General features: G+C 65.2%; 17 protein-coding genes. 11 read left to right on the plus strand and 6 right to left on the minus strand.

Annotated features, from left to right (window positions below; translation table 11 throughout):
• Positions 1 to 114 precede the first annotated feature (114 nt).
• Entirely contained in the window at positions 115 to 1,461 is a 1,347-nt protein-coding gene (gene rimO, locus MHZ91_RS09545; protein ID WP_175122773.1) for a 30S ribosomal protein S12 methylthiotransferase RimO, read from the plus strand.
• A 79-nt stretch (positions 1,462 to 1,540) separates the two neighbouring features.
• Here rimO and MHZ91_RS09550 read toward each other — a convergent pair whose 3' ends face one another.
• A complete protein-coding gene (locus tag MHZ91_RS09550) occupies positions 1,541 to 2,098 on the minus strand; it encodes a bacterioferritin (protein ID WP_175139008.1) in 558 nt (185 codons plus the stop codon).
• A gap of 234 nt (positions 2,099 to 2,332) precedes the next feature.
• Here MHZ91_RS09550 and MHZ91_RS09555 point away from each other — a divergent pair, with 234 nt between their 5' ends.
• From MHZ91_RS09555 to MHZ91_RS09575, 5 genes are all read left to right on the plus strand, one after another.
• Complete coding sequence (locus MHZ91_RS09555) at positions 2,333 to 2,923, plus strand: TIGR00730 family Rossman fold protein (protein WP_175122065.1); 591 nt, start codon at positions 2,333 to 2,335, stop codon at positions 2,921 to 2,923.
• 36 nt (positions 2,924 to 2,959) lie between these two features.
• A complete protein-coding gene (locus MHZ91_RS09560; protein ID WP_175122064.1) occupies positions 2,960 to 3,526 on the plus strand; it encodes a hypothetical protein in 567 nt (188 codons plus the stop codon).
• 64 nt (positions 3,527 to 3,590) lie between these two features.
• Positions 3,591 to 4,217, plus strand: coding sequence for an HAD hydrolase-like protein (locus tag MHZ91_RS09565; RefSeq protein WP_239213437.1), 627 nt, complete (start codon positions 3,591 to 3,593; stop codon positions 4,215 to 4,217).
• Positions 4,218 to 4,229: 12 nt separating this feature from the next.
• The gene (locus tag MHZ91_RS09570; RefSeq protein ID WP_239213439.1) at positions 4,230 to 4,856 is read left to right on the plus strand and encodes a pyridoxamine 5'-phosphate oxidase family protein; all 627 of its coding nucleotides are present in this window, start codon (positions 4,230 to 4,232) and stop codon (positions 4,854 to 4,856) included.
• 14 nt (positions 4,857 to 4,870) lie between these two features.
• Entirely contained in the window at positions 4,871 to 5,392 is a 522-nt protein-coding gene (locus MHZ91_RS09575) for a class IV adenylate cyclase (protein WP_175139007.1), read from the plus strand.
• A gap of 41 nt (positions 5,393 to 5,433) precedes the next feature.
• On the opposite strand, the gene fmt is transcribed toward MHZ91_RS09575, so the two are convergent.
• Positions 5,434 to 6,375, minus strand: coding sequence for a methionyl-tRNA formyltransferase (gene fmt, locus MHZ91_RS09580; protein WP_239213440.1), 942 nt, complete (start codon positions 6,373 to 6,375; stop codon positions 5,434 to 5,436).
• A gap of 67 nt (positions 6,376 to 6,442) precedes the next feature.
• Positions 6,443 to 6,955, minus strand: a complete 513-nt coding sequence (def, locus tag MHZ91_RS09585) for a peptide deformylase (RefSeq protein ID WP_175122059.1) — start codon at positions 6,953 to 6,955, stop codon at positions 6,443 to 6,445.
• 239 nt (positions 6,956 to 7,194) lie between these two features.
• Here def and dprA point away from each other — a divergent pair, with 239 nt between their 5' ends.
• From dprA to MHZ91_RS09600, 3 genes are all read left to right on the plus strand, one after another.
• Positions 7,195 to 8,307: a DNA-processing protein DprA gene (gene dprA, locus MHZ91_RS09590; RefSeq protein ID WP_239213441.1), complete on the plus strand. Its 1,113-nt coding sequence runs from the start codon at positions 7,195 to 7,197 to the stop codon at positions 8,305 to 8,307.
• 93 nt (positions 8,308 to 8,400) lie between these two features.
• Positions 8,401 to 9,309: a hydroxymethylglutaryl-CoA lyase gene (locus MHZ91_RS09595; protein ID WP_175122058.1), complete on the plus strand. Its 909-nt coding sequence runs from the start codon at positions 8,401 to 8,403 to the stop codon at positions 9,307 to 9,309.
• A gap of 24 nt (positions 9,310 to 9,333) precedes the next feature.
• A complete protein-coding gene (locus MHZ91_RS09600; protein ID WP_175122057.1) occupies positions 9,334 to 9,807 on the plus strand; it encodes a hypothetical protein in 474 nt (157 codons plus the stop codon).
• Positions 9,808 to 9,922: 115 nt separating this feature from the next.
• Here MHZ91_RS09600 and MHZ91_RS09605 read toward each other — a convergent pair whose 3' ends face one another.
• On the minus strand, positions 9,923 to 10,939 hold the full coding sequence (locus MHZ91_RS09605; protein WP_175139005.1) for an amino acid ABC transporter substrate-binding protein: 1,017 nt from the start codon (positions 10,937 to 10,939) through the stop codon (positions 9,923 to 9,925).
• A gap of 171 nt (positions 10,940 to 11,110) precedes the next feature.
• On the minus strand, positions 11,111 to 12,352 hold the full coding sequence (locus tag MHZ91_RS09610; RefSeq protein WP_175122055.1) for a PLP-dependent aminotransferase family protein: 1,242 nt from the start codon (positions 12,350 to 12,352) through the stop codon (positions 11,111 to 11,113).
• Between the two features lie 211 nt (positions 12,353 to 12,563).
• On the opposite strand from MHZ91_RS09610, the gene MHZ91_RS09615 reads away from it, so the two are divergent.
• Both MHZ91_RS09615 and MHZ91_RS09620 read left to right on the plus strand, forming a co-directional pair.
• On the plus strand, positions 12,564 to 13,283 hold the full coding sequence (locus tag MHZ91_RS09615; protein WP_218342609.1) for a YggS family pyridoxal phosphate-dependent enzyme: 720 nt from the start codon (positions 12,564 to 12,566) through the stop codon (positions 13,281 to 13,283).
• Positions 13,284 to 13,471: 188 nt separating this feature from the next.
• The gene (locus MHZ91_RS09620) at positions 13,472 to 14,440 is read left to right on the plus strand and encodes a tripartite tricarboxylate transporter substrate binding protein (RefSeq protein ID WP_239213442.1); all 969 of its coding nucleotides are present in this window, start codon (positions 13,472 to 13,474) and stop codon (positions 14,438 to 14,440) included.
• 80 nt (positions 14,441 to 14,520) lie between these two features.
• Here the strand turns inward: MHZ91_RS09620 and MHZ91_RS09625 are convergent, their stop codons facing one another.
• Complete coding sequence (locus MHZ91_RS09625) at positions 14,521 to 16,428, minus strand: DUF2235 domain-containing protein (protein WP_239213443.1); 1,908 nt, start codon at positions 16,426 to 16,428, stop codon at positions 14,521 to 14,523.
• Positions 16,429 to 16,439 lie beyond the last annotated feature (11 nt).

Below are 16,439 nucleotides of genomic sequence, written 5' to 3' on the forward strand. Positions count from 1 at the left end.
GAATGCCCGTGCGCGAACCTACGGTGAATTAGATTGGAAGTTATTGAACATTCCCGCCCCGGCAAAGGCGCCGGCGCTGCCCCCAGCAACGGCAACAACGCCACGCTCGATGCCATCACGGCCGCCGCGCAAGAGGCCAACCCCGGCCGCGCGCCGCGCGTGGGCTTCGTATCGCTGGGCTGTCCGAAGGCACTGGTCGACTCCGAACGCATCCTGACCCAGTTGCGCACCGAAGGCTACGAAGTCACGCCCGAGTACAACGATGCGGACGTGGTCGTCGTCAACACCTGTGGCTTCATCGACAGCGCCAAGGCCGAATCGCTGGAAGCCATCGGCGAGGCCCTTGCTGAAAACGGCAAGGTCATCGTGACCGGCTGCATGGGCGTCGAAGAATCGGTGATCCGCGACGTGCACCCCAGCGTGCTGTCGGTGACCGGCCCTCAGCAATATGAAGAGGTCGTACGCGCCGTGCACAGCGCGGCGCCCCCGCGCACGGACCACAACCCCTACGTGGACCTGGTGCCGCCGCAGGGCGTCAAGCTCACGCCGCGCCACTACGCCTACCTGAAGATCTCCGAAGGCTGCAATCATCGCTGCAGCTTCTGCATCATCCCGTCGATGCGCGGCGACCTGGTCAGCCGCCCCGTGGGCGACGTGCTGAACGAAGCCGAGCGGCTCGTGAAGGCGGGCGTCAAAGAGCTGCTGGTGATCTCGCAGGACACCAGCGCGTACGGCGTGGACATGAAGTACCGCAGCGGGTTCTGGAACGGCCGCCCGGTCAGGACGCGCATGACCGAGCTCTGTATGGCCTTGTCCGAGATGGGCGTCTGGACGCGCCTGCACTACGTGTATCCGTACCCGCACGTGGACGAAGTGATTCCGCTGATGGCCGAGGGCAAGATCCTGCCCTACCTGGACATCCCGTTCCAGCACGCCAGCCCGCGCATCCTGAAGCTGATGAAGCGCCCGGCCTTCGAGGACAAGACGCTGGCGCGCATCAAGCGCTGGCGCGAGATCTGTCCGGACCTGACGATCCGCTCGACCTTCATCGTGGGCTTTCCCGGCGAAACCGAGGAAGACTTCCAGTACCTGCTGGACTGGATGCAGGAAGCGCAGCTCGACCGCGTGGGCTGTTTCCAGTATTCGCCCGTCGAAGGCGCGCCCGCCAACCTGCTGGACGATCCGGTGCCGGACGACGTCAAGCAGGACCGCTGGGAGCGTTTCATGGCGCTGCAGCAAACCATTTCGGCTGAGCGCCTGGCGCTCAAGGTGGGCCGCGAGATCGACGTGCTGATCGACGAGGTCGACGAAGACGGTGCCGTGGGCCGCAGCGCCGCCGACGCGCCTGAAATCGACGGCTGCGTCTACGTCAGTTCGGACAAGCCCCTGCAGCCGGGCGACATGGTGCGCGTGCGCGTCACCGACTCCGACGAATACGATCTCTGGGCCGACGTGGTCTGATCCAGGGCGTCTTCAGAACAAACGCCGTCCGGCGCATCGCGCGCGGGACGGCGTTTTGCTTTGGCGGATCAGCGCCGCGTCACTTTTCCAGGAAGTCCGACAGATCGTCGGCGTGTTCCTCTTCAACCGCCAGGATTTCTTCCAGCAGACGGCGCGTGGTCGTGTCCTGTTCGCCGATGTACTCGATCATCTGGCGATAGCTGTCGATGGCGATCCGCTCGGCGATCAGGTTTTCCTTGATCATCTCTTCCAGCGTGTTGCCTTCGACGTATTCCGAGTGGCTGCGCTCCAGCAGCCCCTTGGGCGACAGATCCGGCTCGCCGCCCAACTGCACGATACGCTCGGCCAGCTTGTCGGCGTGTTCCTGTTCCTGCGTCGCATGCTCGGCGAACTCGGCGGCGACGGGTTCGGCATTCAGGCCGCGGGCCATGAAGTAGTGGCGCTTATAGCGCAGCACACAGACCACTTCGGTCGCCAGCGCTTCATTCAGGAGCTTCAGCACGGTTTCGCGGTCTGCGCGGTAGGTGTCCGTGATGGCGCCGGATTCGATGTCCTTGCGCGCCTTGGCGCGAATCGCCTGCACGTCCATATCGAAGGGACGTTTGGTTTGCTGCGGGGTGCGGGTTGCTTGTTCCATATCGTTAGCTCCTCTAGTCAGTGAAAGCAGCACGACGCTGGACTTCCAGTCGTTTTCGCAATATTCAGTCTACCGGCCATGCCGGAACATGCTGTGTCCAAACATTGCCCGCGCCACGCGGCCGGACCGCGCCGGCCGCAAAAAGGCTCCTGCGCAACCTTGCGTAAACTATCGGCTTCGCGAAAGGCATCGTGACGCAATCTGTAACGCGGCCGGCAATTTCCCACCGTTTTTATGACCCTGAAGAATATCTGCGTGTATTGCGGCTCCAACCCGGGCACGCGCCCGGACTACATCGAGCAGGCCCGCGTGCTGGCGCGCGAACTCGTCAAGCGCGACCTGGGCCTGGTGTACGGCGGATCGATCGTCGGCATCATGGGTGTGGTGGCCAATGAAGTGCTGGCCGGCGGCGGCCGCGTGATCGGCGTGATTCCCGAACTGCTCCTGAAGAAGGAACAGGCGCATCTGGGGCTGACGGAGCTGCACATGGTGCAGAACATGCACGAGCGCAAGGCCATGATGATGGAGAAGTCAGATGGCTTCATCGCCTTGCCCGGCGGCGCCGGCACGCTGGAAGAGTTCTTCGAGGTATGGACCTGGGCGCAGCTGGGCATGCACCAGAAGCCCTGCGGACTGCTGAACGTCGCCGGGTACTACGATGCCCTGATGCAATTCATCGACCACACCGTGGAAGAAGCATTCATCCGTCCCCAGCATCGCGACATGCTGGTGGTGGAAGAAGACCCCGCCTTGCTGCTGGATCGCTACGCCATCTACGAGCCGCCCAACGTCTCGAAATGGTTCGATCCGGTCAGAAAGCCCTGACACCGACGCTTGAGACCTGAACGGAAGCCCCCCGCAATGCCCACCGATTCGTTGTTCCCCGCCTGCACCGAGTCCGTATTGCGCGACTATTTTCACGCGAAGGACGAGAACCGCCCGCATTACATGGCCCGTGCCTTTGCGCCCGACGCCGTGCTGAAGATGGCCCTGCGTACGCAGGCCATCGCCTTTCCGCCCGAATCGCATGGCCTGGCCGCCATCACCGACACGCTGGTGCGCAAGTTCGGGCAGACCTACGACAACGTCTACACCTTTTACCTGTCGCGCCCGGACGCCGATGCGCGCCTGTCCGAGTACCACTGCGACTGGCTGGTCGGCATGACGGAAAAAGCCACCGGCAACGTGCGCGTGGGCTGTGGCCGCTACGACTGGGCGTTTCAGCCCGACCCGTATCGCGCCAAACGCCTGACCATCACGATCGAAACCATGGTCAGCCTGCCGCCCGCCAATTCGGCCGCGGTGTTCGGCTGGCTGCTGGCCCTGGACTATCCCTGGACCAGCGCGGCGCGCGTGGTCGCCGGCGCCCCGCCGCTTGAAGACCTGGCGCCGGTCGTGCACTATCTTCTTCACCCGCACGGCGTGTAGGGCTCGCGCAAGGCGTCTGTGAAACGGGCGTCCTTGACCGGCCTGCCGGCACTGGATTCAAGAATTGAAATACGACATCGCAGCCTTCGACTTTGACGGAACCCTGGCAGACACCATGCCGTGGTTCAACTCCATCCTCAACACCGTCGCGGACAAGTACAACTTCCGCCAGATCGACGCGGCCGAGCGCGAGCAACTGCGCAGCCGCGACGCGATGGAGATCCTGAAGTACCTGAACATCCCGCTGTGGAAGCTGCCCGCGATCATGACGCACGTGCGCACGCTGATGCAGGACATCGACCCCAGCGTCCAGTTGTTCGACGGCATCCCCGACGCGCTGGCCCGCCTGAAGGCGAGCGGCCTGCGACTGGCGGTGGTCAGCTCCAACTCCGTCGAGAACGTGAAGCGCGTGCTGGGCGAAGAAACCGCCGCGCTCTTTGACGACTACGAATGCGGCACCGACCTGTTCGGCAAGGCCGCCAAGATCGACCGCCTGCTCAAGCAGCACGGCACCGCGCCGGAGCGCTTCCTGCTGGTGGGCGACGAAATGCGCGACATCGACGCGGCCCGCAAGGCGGGCGTGCGCGTCGGATCGGTCGCCTGGGGCTATAACCACCCGGACGCCCTGCGCGGCCGCGGCCCCGATGAACTCTTCCTGACGGTCGAAGACCTTCCCAACGCACTGGCGTAACGCCCAGATCCCATGCACACCGATCCCGCCCACCTGATTACCGACGCCGACGCCCTGCAAGCGCTTTACGGTTCGCCCGGCGAAGCCTCCCTGAAAAAGGAGGTTGACCACGTGCATCCGCACTACCGCGCGTTCATCGAAGCCGCGCCCTTTGCGCTGCTGGCGACCGCGGGACCGGACGGGCTGGACGCCTCGCCGCGCGGCGACCCCGCCGGGTTCGTCGTGGTGGAAGACGAAAAGACGCTCTTGTTGCCCGACCGCCGTGGCAACAACCGCGTGGACAGCCTGCTCAACGTCATCGCCGATCCGCGGGTGGCCCTGCTGTTCCTGGTGCCGGGCGTGGGCGAGACGCTGCGCGTGAACGGCACGGCGCGCATCAGCGTCGACCCAGCCCTGCTGGCGCGCTTCGAGATGGACGGCAAGCTGCCGCGCTCCGTGCTGATCGTCGACGTGCACAAGGTCTACTTCCAGTGCTCGCGCGCGCTGCTGCGCTCGCGCCTGTGGGATCCAGACACGCAGATTCCCCGCACCGCGCTGCCCAGCGTCGGCCGGATACTTTCCGACCTGACGTCCGGCACGTTTGACGGCGTGGCCTACGACCGCGACCTGCCCGCGCGCGTGGCCAGCTCGCTTTACTGAACTCCGAGGCGCCCATGGCACGCAACGTCGAAATCAAGGCGCGGGTCGACAGCCTGGACGCCATCGAACACCTGGCCGCGGCGCTGTCCGGCCAGGAACCGGCGTTCATCGACCAGGACGACACCTTCTTCACGTGCGCCAATGGCCGCTTGAAACTGCGCGCCTTCGCAGATGGCTCGGGCGAGCTGATCTTCTATCAGCGCGCCGACGACAGCGGTCCCAAGGAAAGCTTCTACGTCATTTCGCCCACGGACGAACCCGACACCCTGCGCGAGGCGTTATCGCACGCCTACGGCGTGATCGGCCGCGTGAAAAAGCACCGTACGGTCTTCATGGCCGGACGCACCCGCATCCATCTGGACCGGGTGGAAGGCCTGGGCGAATTCCTGGAACTGGAAGTGGTGCTGCGCGAGGGCGAGACCGTCGAGGCGGGAATGGAAGAAGCCCGCACGCTGATGGCCGGGCTGGGCGTCGCGCCCGAGCAGTTGCTGTCGGGCGCCTACCTGGATCTGCTGGCGGCGCGCCACAAGGGCTGATGCCTCGCGTGCCGCCGGGCGTGATCCGTCTTGGGGCGGGTTCAGGCCGGCTGCCAGCCGCGCACGAACACATCCACGGGTTGGCGCTTGCCGCCCGCCTTTTGCAGTTCAAGCAAACGCAGCACGCCCTGACCGGTGGCAATGTCGATGCCCACCGCGTCGGCGCGCAATACGCTGCCCGGCGCGGCCGTGGCGGCCTCGTCCAGCGCCTGCGCACGCCAGACCTTCACCGCATCGGGCAGTCCCGGCAGGCGGATGCTGGCGCCGGGCACCGGATTGAACGCACGCACGCGGCGCGCCAGCAATTCGGCCGGCTGAGTGCAATCGAGCGCGGCTTCCGCCTTGTCCAGCTTGGCCGCGTAAGTCACGCCGTCTTCCGGTTGCTTGCGCGCGTTCAGGCCGCCCTTGGCCAGCGCGTCCAGCGCCTCGACGATGGCTTCGCCACCGGCCTCGGCCAGCGCGTCGTGCAACTGCGCCGCATTGGTATCGTCCGAAATCGGCACGATGCGTTCGAGCAGCATGTCGCCCGTATCCAGGCCCTCGTCCATCTGCATGATGGTGACGCCGGTGCGCGCATCGCCCGCTTCGATCGCGCGCTGGATCGGCGCCGCGCCGCGCCAGCGCGGCAAGAGGCTGGCGTGGATGTTCAGGCAGCCCAGACGCGGCAACTCCAGCACCCATTGCGGCAGGATCAATCCATACGCCGCCACCACCATGACATCGGGCGCCACGCTTTCCAGCAGGGCGCGCGCTTCGGCGGCCTCGTCGGGATAGCGGCCATCCAGGCGCAGGCTGCGCGGCTGGGCGACGGCGATGCCGGCGTCCAGCGCGGCCTGCTTGACGGGGCTCGGCGTGAGCTTCAGGCCCCGCCCCGCCGGCCGGTCCGGCTGCGTCATGACCAAGGGGATGTCGTGGCCGGCGGCCCGCAGGGCGTCGAACGCGATACGGGCGAATTCCGGGGTGCCGGCAAAAACGATGCGCATGAGGTGGACTGCTGAAGAGGTGAACGAAGGCGCGAGGGCGGGAATGGGCCGAAGTCAGGCCCCGGGATCAGGCGCGCAGCGCTTCCCGCTCCGCCTTCTTGAGCCTCGTTTTGATGCGATTCTGCTTGAGGTTCGACAGGTATTCCACGAACACCTTGCCTTCAAGATGATCCAGCTCGTGCTGCACGCACACGGCCAGAAGGCCGTCGGCTTCGAACTCGAACGGCTTGCCGTCGATGTCCAGCGCCTTGCAGCGGATGCGCGACGCGCGTTCCACCTCGTCGTAGACGCCGGGGACGGACAGACAGCCTTCTTCGTAGATCTTGTAGTCGTCGCTGCGCCAGGTGATCTCGGGATTGATCAGCGTCAGCAACTGATTGCTGTCTTCGGAAACGTCGATCACGACCACGCGCTCATGCACATCGACCTGGGTCGCGGCCAGACCCACACCCGGCGCGTCGTACATGGTTTCGGCCATGTCGCGCACGAGTTGGCGGATGCGGTCGTCGACCTCGGCAACCGGCTTGGCCTTTTTGTGCAAGCGCGGGTCCGGGTAGCGAAGGATGGGAAGTAAAGCCATTGAATGGGGATGCCAGTAGGAATGCTTGTCCGAGAGTTTAATTCATTAGAGTCTTGATTTCTAATAGTTTTCGGCTAATTCCGGCATTGCGGACATTGCTACGGCACCCTTTTTTCTAGCATTCCGGCGACAGCTCGCTGCGCGCGTATCGATCCACCCGTCGCCCGCCGCCGCACACGACGCATGCGACACTCTCGGACCCCCGACGCGTTTTCCGCGTCCTTTTCCGCGCCCGTTTCATGCCGCTGACGCAATCCTCCGACGAACTCGCCGCCTGGCTGCGGTTGTCCCTCGAACCCAACATCGGTTCGGCCACCGCCTGCATGCTACTTAGCGCGCTGGGTCTGCCCGACCAGATCTACGCGCAACGCGCCACTGCGCTGTCGCGGCACGTGCCCGAAGCGCTGGCGCGCCAGCTGGCCGCGCCCATGCCGGCCGACATGGCGGAACAGGTCGAGCGCGCGCTGGAATGGGTGCAGGCGCCCGGCCGCCACATCCTCACGCTGGCCGATCCCACCTATCCGCAAAGCCTGCTGACCATCGCCGATCCGCCGATCCTGCTCTACGTCGCGGGCGACCCGGCCTATCTGCAGGGACCATCGCTGGCGGTCGTTGGCGCGCGCAACGCCACGCCCGGCGGGCAGGAAAACGCGCGTGCCTTTGCGCGGCACCTTGCCGGCGCGGGCTGGCGCGTCGTCAGCGGCCTGGCGCTGGGCATCGATGCCGCCGCGCATGAGGGCGCGCTGGATGCGGGTCCCAAGGGCGCAGGCACCGTGGCGGTCATGGGAACAGGCATCGACCGCATCTATCCGGCCAGCCACCGCGATCTGGCGCATCGCATTGCGGCGCACGGCGCGCTGGTGTCCGAGCTGCCGCTGGGCACGGGCGCACGGCCGCAACACTTTCCCAAGCGCAACCGCATCGTGGCGGGCCTGGCGCGCGGCGTGCTGGTGGTAGAGGCCGCCAAGCAGAGCGGATCGCTGATCACGGCGCGGCTTGCCGGTGAATGCGGACGCGAGGTCTTCGCCATTCCCGGCTCCATCCATTCGCCGCTGTCGCGCGGCTGCCATGCCCTGATCCGCCAGGGCGCCAAGCTGGTCGAGACGGCCATGGACATCACGGATGAATTGGGCGGCGGACCCACGCCGTTGCAGCCCGCCCGCAAGGAGGCGCCCGCCGTGCTCCCCGCGCATCCCGTGCTGGACGCATTGGGCTTTGACCCGCTGCACCTGGACGCCATCCAGGCGCGCTGCGGGCTGGAAACCGCCGCCCTGCAGACGCAACTGGTTGAACTGGAATTGCAGGGCCGCATCGCCCGCCTGGATGACGGCCGCTACCAGCGTTTGCACTAGCACCGCAACGGGGCCGGATGCGATGGCGCTAATATGTTCGGCAGCGCCGCAGCCTTGTAGCGCCGGTCACCCAATACCGATACAGGAAGAGACATGGCATTGCCCTCCCGCGTGAAGATCGTCGAGGTATCGCCCCGCGACGGTCTGCAGAACGAAAAGGAATTCGTCCCCACCGACATCAAGGTGGAACTGGTCAACCGCCTCAGCGCCGCGGGCTTCCCCAATGTGGAAGCCGCGTCGTTCGTGTCGCCCAAATGGGTGCCGCAGATGGCCGACGGCGCCGACGTGATGGCGCGCATCGAGCGCCGGCCCGGCACCATCTACTCCGTGCTGACGCCGAACATGAAGGGCTTTGAAGGGGCGCTGGCCGCCCGCGCGGACGAGATCGTGATCTTCGGCGCCGCCAGCGAGGCCTTTTCCCAGAAGAACATCAATTGCTCGATCGCCGAATCCATCGCGCGCTTCGAACCCGTGGTGCAGGCGGCGCGCGAAGCCGGCATTCGCGTGCGCGGCAGCATCAGCTGCGCGCTGGGCTGTCCCTACCAGGGCGAAGTCCCCGTCGAAGCGGTAGTCGACGTGGCGCAACGCTACCTGGCAATGCAGGTCGACGAGATCGACGTGGCCGACACCATCGGCGTGGGCACGCCCAAACGCGTGCGCGAAGTCATGGCCGCAGTCACGCGCGTCGTGGACCCGGCGCGCATCTCCGGCCATTTCCACGACACCTATGGCCAGGCGCTGGCCAACATCCTGGCGGCGCTGGAAACCGACATCTCCATCTTCCACACCTCGGTGGCCGGCCTGGGGGGCTGCCCTTATGCCAAGGGCGCCACCGGCAATGTCGCGACAGAAGACGTGCTGTACATGCTGCGGGGTCTGGACATCGACACCGGCGTGGACTTCGACGCCGTGGTCGACATCGGTCAATGGATGTCGGCGCATCTGAACCGCAAGGGCTCCAGCCGCGCCGGCAACGCCATCGCCGCCAAGCGCGCGGCTTGATCTGCGCCGCATGACCCGCACCGCATGACCACGCAGAATGCCCCCTCCGCGCCCGAAGACCTCGCGGCGCTGCTCCGCGCCATCGGCCCGTTGCCCCTGGCGGGCCAGGCCTGGCCGGACTGGGTGCGCATTCTGACGTGGGTGTTGCTTGCCGTGCTGGGCGTGCAGGTCGTCACCACCGCAATCCGCGCGCCCTCGCAGCCTTTTGACACGCTCTTGGCGGTGGCGGTGGTGCTGTGCTTCGTCGCGCTGCTGTTCGTGTCGTGGCACATGCAGACATCCATCACCACGATCGACGACCGCGGCATCCGCCAGACCTGGTTCACCCGGCGCGAAGTCGCCTGGGAAGACGTGCGCTTTGCGCGGTTTGTACCCATGGTGTTTTCCAAGCGGCTCGTCGTGTTCACGCACCGCGGAAAACCCGTGATTTTTCAGGGCGGCACGCGGGAACTGCGCGTGGCGTTCGTGAAGATCGCTCAGGTGTATCGGCGCGGCTAACCAACGCGGTCAACCAACGCGGTCAAGCAGAAAAAACGCCCCGAGTCCGGGGCGTTTGGTCATACAGGGCGATCCAGCTACGCGCCGCACTGGGCGGGTAGCCGATGCCGCCAAATCATCGAATCGGCAACGCGTACATCAACCCGCCCTGCGTCCACTGCGCATTCAGGCCACGCTTGATTTTCAGCGGGCTGCCCTCGCCCACATTCCGCTCAAAACTCTCGCCGTAGTTGCCCACCTGCTTGACGATGTTGTACGCCCACTTCTCGTCCAACCCCAGGTTGGCGCCGCCACCCGGCGTCACCCCCAGGATGCGCTTGATGTTGGGGTTGGCGCTCTTGGCCTGTTCGTCCACGTTCCTGGACGTCACGCCGTATTCCTCGGCTTCGATCATGGCTGACAGCGACCAGCGCACGATGTTCAGCCACGCGTCGTCGCCCTGGCGCACGAACGGGCCCAGCGGTTCCTTGGAGATGATCTCGGGCAGCACGACATAGTCGTCGGGATTCTGCAGCTTGGAGATGCGGATCGACGCCAGACCCGACGCATCGGTCGAGAACACGTCGCAGCGGCCAGACGCGAACGCGTTGACGACCTCGTTGAAGGTCTCGATGACGACCGGCTTGTACGTCACGTTGTTGGCGCGCGCCCAGTCGGCCAGCGTGTTTTCGTTGGACGTGCCGGTCTGCAGGCAGATGGTGGCGCCGTTGATTTCCTTGGCGCTTTTCACGCCCAGCGACTTGTGCACCAGGAAGCCCTGGCCGTCGTAGAAGTTGATGCCGGCGTGGATGATGCCCAGCGCTGTGTCGCGCTGCTGCGTCACGGTGGTGTTGCGCGTCAGCACGTCGACTTCGCCGGATTGCAGCGCGGTGAAGCGTTGCTGCGAATTGAGCGGCACCACCTTGATCTTGTTCGCGTCGCCGAACACCGCAGCGGCAATGGCGCGGCACAGGTCCACGTCCAGGCCCTGCCATTTGCCTTGCGCGTCAGGGGCGGAAAAGCCTGCAAAGCCCGTGGTCGTGCCGCACGCCACGGCGCCGCGCTGTTTCACGACGTCCAGCGTCGCCGCCTGCGCGCCCTGCGCGGCCGCCATCAAGAGCGCCGCGCCCACCAACCCTTTTGCAATGTTCATGACCTGGATTCCTTTCTGCTACCGGGCGCGAAAGCGCGCCAAGGCAAGAAGCTTATAGACATGAAGCGCCCCCGCCAAATAACGAGCGCTTATTTAGGTATGCCGCCGGCGGATGCCGGCGGCCTGCGCAGAAAGGATAGCAATGCGGGGCGGGCGTGGCGCTGCGCGCCGTCAAGCCGCCAGCGAGATCGACACCGGTTCGTTGGCCTGGCACGCGTCCAGCGCGCGGCCGAGGCGGACCATGCCCTGCGCGATCTGGCTTTCGTTCATCGTGGCAAACGACATGCGCATGGCAAAGAGATCCGCCTTCGCCGGGTCGGCGTAAAACGCCTTGCCCGGCACGTAGACCACCTCGTGCTCGATCGCGTAGGGCAACAGGCGCGTGGCATCCACGTCGCCCGTCAGCCGCGCCCAGAAGAACATGCCGCCCTCGGGCTTGCTGAAAGTGATGCGCCCGTCCAGTTCCCGCGCCAGCGAGTCAGCCATGGCGGCGCAGCGCAGGCCATAGGCGGCACGGATGCGCGGCACGTGTTCGTCGTAGCGGCCGTTTGCCAGGTACTGCGCAACGATTTCCTGTATCCAGGCCGAGGACGCCATGTCGTCGGCCGCCTTGGCGCCGACGCAGCGGCGGCGGATCTCGGGCGGCGCGACCAGCCAGCCGATACGCAGCGCGGGCGCCATCGTCTTGGACATGCTGGCCATGTACACCGCCCAGTGACGGGCCTCGCCCTCTGCCAATGCCGCGATGGGCGGCACGGCTTCGCCGGCGAAGCGCAGTTCGCTGTAGGGATCGTCCTCGACGATCAGGAACCGGTGCTTGACCGCCAGTTCAAGCAAGCGCAGCCGGCGCTCACGCGTCAGGGTGGCGCCGCAGGGATTCGAGAACGAGGCGACGACGCAGACCATCTTGGGTTTCACGCGCGCGGCCAGTTCGTCCAGCGCGTCCACGTCGATGCCATCAGGGCCCGACGGCACGGTGTGCACCGTGGCGCCCGTGTAGCGCAGGGCCTGCACGGAATTCGGGAAGGCCGGCGACTCGATGATGGCGTGGTCGCCCGGTTGCAGCATCACGCGGGTCAGGAGCGCCAGCGCCTGCTGCGAGCCGCCCGTCACGACAAGTTCGGTGTCGGCATTGCAGTGCAGGCCACGCGCCGCGGACAGGCGCGCCAGCTCATGCCGCAGGCTGGCCTGGCCGTCGATGTTGGAATACTGCAGGCAGGCGCCCAGCCGGGCCGTGACCTGCGACGACGCGATCGACAAGCCGTCGACGTCGAACAATTCCTGGGCCGGATAGCCGCCGGCCAGCGAAATGGTGCCCGGACGCATGGCGTAGGGCATGAGCGATCGGATGGGCGAGGCGGGGGGATTCAGGAAAGGCGTGGCGAAGACGTATTCGGGCGCTGCACTGGACATGGCGTGGGGGCTGATTAAGAGGGAAACGTGTCGCCCGAATGGGCGGCGCCGGACGGCATAGAACTTTGAAATATAAACAAATCTCCGCAAATTCTAAGCCTGCCGATCAGACAGGGTCAACGGCGGGATTCGGGGCGGCGGATACCCGCCCGGCGGCGGGCCCGAAACCCGTCCTACACTATGGGACTTCCTGTTTTTGCCAGAGAGCTGCATGACCGCCGAAGACACCATGGCCGGGCGCCTCGCCCAGATCCAGCAACGCATCCACGAGGCCTGCGAGCGCGCGGGCCGCGCACCGGGCAGCGTGACTTTGCTGCCCGTCAGCAAGACGTTCGGCGAGGACGCCATCCGCGAGGCGATGGCGCTGGGCCTGACGCGCTTTGGCGAAAACAAGACGCAGGAGATCCGCCAGAAGGCCGCCGCGTTCGAAGGCGCCGGGCTGCAATGGGTGCTGATCGGCCACCTGCAGACCAACAAGGCCAAGGATGCCGCGCGCGACGCCGCGGAAGTGCAATCCCTGGACCGCGTGGAGCTGGCAGATGCCCTGCACCGCCGTCTGCAAAATGAGGGCCGCACGCTGGACGTGCTGGTGCAGGTCAAGACCTCGTCCGAGCCCAGCAAGTTCGGCATGGAGCCCGAGGAGGTCGGCCCCTTCCTGCGCCGCATTGCCTCGGAATACCCGACGCTGCGTGTGCAGGGCCTCATGACCCTGGCGGTCAACTCGCCCGATGCCGACGAAGTCCGCGCGTGCTTTCGCGCGCTGCGCGAGCTGCGTGATGGTCTGGTGCAGGAGAACATTCCCGGCGTGGCGCTGGACCGTCTGTCGATGGGCATGAGCGGCGACTTCGAACTGGCCATCGAGGAAGGCTCGACGGAGGTGCGCATCGGTTCGGCCATCTTTGGCGCGCGGCACTATCCGGATCCGCAATAACGCGGACCCACGCGGACTTGTCGCAGCGGCAATAGGCTGGCGCGCGACGATTTGAGGGGGCCCAGATCACGGGCCCCTTTTTGCGTAGGCGCAAGGCATAATAGCCACGCAAAAAATATGCGGCGCAAGTTGACGTCGATCAACACGCGGACGCCGCGCTCACGATACCCCGCACGAGGAGACACTCCATGCACAAGCACGCAAAGCGCCTGCTGGCGCTTGCCGCCCTATCGCTGGCCGCCACCGCGGCCGCAGCCCAATCCTGGCCCACGCAACCGGTCCGCTGGATCGTTCCCTACCCCGCCGGCGGCGGCACCGACGTGGTCGCACGCACGGTGGCCAGCAGCCTGGAAAAGACGCTGGGCCAGACCATCGTGGTCGAGAACCGTCCGGGCGCCGGCACCATCATTGGCGCCACGGCCATCGCCCAGGCGGAACCGAACGGCTACCTGGTGGGCACCGCCGACTCGGGCACGCTGGCCTTCAATTCGTCGCTGTACGCCAAGCTCTCGTACGACCCCGCCAAGTTCACCTACATCGGCGGCATCGCCAAGTTCCCGCTGCTGCTGGCCGTGAACGTCAACTCGCCGTACAAGACGGTCGAAGACGTGCTCGCCGCGGCCAGGAAGGAACCCGGCAAGCTGACGTCGGCCTCCGCCGGCGCAGGCTCGCCGCATCACCTGGCGCTGGAACTGTTCAAGCAGCGCACCGGCGCCAACGTGCTGCACGTCCCGTACAAGGGCGCCGCGCCCGCCATCCAGGATCTGCTGGGCGGCCAGGTGGACATGATGTTCATCGATCTGGGTTCAGGCCTGCCCAACGTCAAGGCCGGCAAGCTGCGCGTGCTCGCCGCCGCCACGCCCGAACGCGTGACGGTGCTGCCGGATGTCCCGACGATGGCCGAACAGGGCGTCGCCAATTTCACGGCCTACGCCTGGCAAGGCCTGGTCGGCCCGGCCGGTCTGCCTGAAGTAGTGGTGAAGAAGCTGTCCGCGGATCTGGACGCCACGCTCAAGTCGCCCGCGGTGTCGCAGAAGATGCTGGACATGGGCGTCATCCCCATGCCGATGTCGGCGCAGGACTTCAAGACGTACGCCGATCAGGAGCGCAGCGCCTGGGCGGACGTCATCAAGAAGGCGAACATCAAGCTGGAGTGATCGCCCTCGGCATCATCCGTCAAGGCAAAAAGCCGCGGTCGACTGACCGCGGCTTTTTTATGGAATAGATGTAGTCCTTACTAGAATCCGTTGAACAGGTTGTTCATATCGACACTGTTTTGCATGCTGCGCAACTGGGCATCCCGTTCGCGTTGAGCGGCTTCGTGTCGCTGCGCTTCAGTGGGCGGGGCCAGGGTCACCGGATTGCCCGTGCCTCGATAGACGCGACGATAACGCAGGTATCCCTGCGGCTCCCAACTGCCGGGCACCGGATCCACGCAGCCAGCCCAGCCTTGGGGATGGTCAAAGGGCCGAAAGCCCGCATAGGAATCGTGCGTATAGTTGGCAAACAAGTACGCTTGCGGCGTCAGATGCTCAGGGTTTTCGGGCGTGCCCAGTATCGGATGTGCCTTCAGGTGAGCCAATACGTCTTTGGCTTCGCTGGCCAGGGTGGAGCGACGCAAGAGATTGCCAAGCGCCACGCTGGCGTATAGCGAAGGACTGATCATGGCAGCCCTTTCGTAGCGTTGGACTTGCTCTTCGGTCTGGCCATCCAGCGCGGCGATGTCGCCCAGCAGTGTCTGGTTGGCGCCCTCCAAGTCCTGGAAGTCCTTGGGAAAGTTCGCTTGGGTACGCGATACCCAGGATAGTGCGGACGCATAGACGTCGCGTACCTGATAGCGCCAAGCCAGGTAGGGCAACAGCGATTGGGCAGTCGTTGCTGCGGCTGGGGTTGCCTTCATAAAGGCGGTGTAAGCGTTGAGGACATTGGGGTGGATGGCGAAAGGGTCGTAACCGTCGAGTTTGGCAGCATCCGTGCGGTCCAGGGGAACTTGCGCCTGCCTCGCCGCTTCGTACATCAGCGCCAAAGGTATCTGCGACAACATATCGTCATGCTGCCCGCTGGGACCACGCCCCTGACTACCCGGTAGGTAGCCCCCTCCCACATCGGAATGCATGCCAGGCAACGCGTATTGCTTGTGCTTTTCTGCAAGAATGCCATCGGAGCCGCGCACGCTTTCCAATGGGAACGAAGCGCGGTTCTCGTGCATTGCGGTGTAGTGCACACATTGCACATGGCTTGGTACGCGCAATGCCGTGGCGCTGGCCCAGGCAAAGTGTCCATCGCCGCCGGCGCTATTAGGCAGGCCCACGGAAGCGACTGTGTCGAACAGCCCTAGAAAGCGAATTCGCGTGGGCACGCCACATAAGCGGTCGCCGTCCATCATCGTCAGCAGCCAGTTGCAGAACACGCGGGCTTGCGCGGCGCCACGGGAAAAGCCGAATACATCCATCGTGATGTCCACCAGCTTCGGTTTGCTGGTGTTGGCTATCTTGTCCGCCAACGCCTGAGTCTCGCGCTGAAAAAAAGCTTCCGCATGAGCACGGGCGCCATTGCTGTCGCACAGCAGGCCGCCTTCGGTGCGCATGCCAACTGCATCCAGCGCCTGAACGTCCTGTACGCCCCCTTTCAGCGGCGCGTACATGCTGTGTCGTCGGTGGTATCCGCGTTTGCCGTTGCGGCACAGGGCGAGGATGACTTCGTCCACATATCGATTGCGACCGCTGCTGATCGACGCATGGATCACGTTCAGCACGCCAAGCAACGCATAGTTGATGCGCCCATCGCCACCCCGTCCCATCGCCGGGCCGAAAGAGGCGTAGACGTCCTCACCAATGTCTGGAAAGGGCGTGCCCACACCGGGGATATAAAGGGGATACTTGCCCTCATTCCTTTTATCAGGATATGCGCGGAACAGCCTGGCCACGTTACTGTCCTTGCGAGCTATTCGCTGGGTCATTCCCGGTCCGAGCCCCTGCTCGCACCCATCCGAGTCATCCCAATCCTGGTTGTTGCCCGTGCCGTCGAAGAAAATGCCGATTTGCAGGTCGATCTCGCAGTTCTCCGACGCGGGAATGCACTGCGGAAACATCGGCACAAGTCCCGGTGTGGGACCGAGAGGGTGAGTGCTAAACACTTCGTTCATGAAAACTTCCT

This window comes from Achromobacter sp. ACRQX, assembly GCF_022346505.1.
GTDB lineage: Bacteria > Pseudomonadota > Gammaproteobacteria > Burkholderiales > Burkholderiaceae_B > Achromobacter > Achromobacter animicus.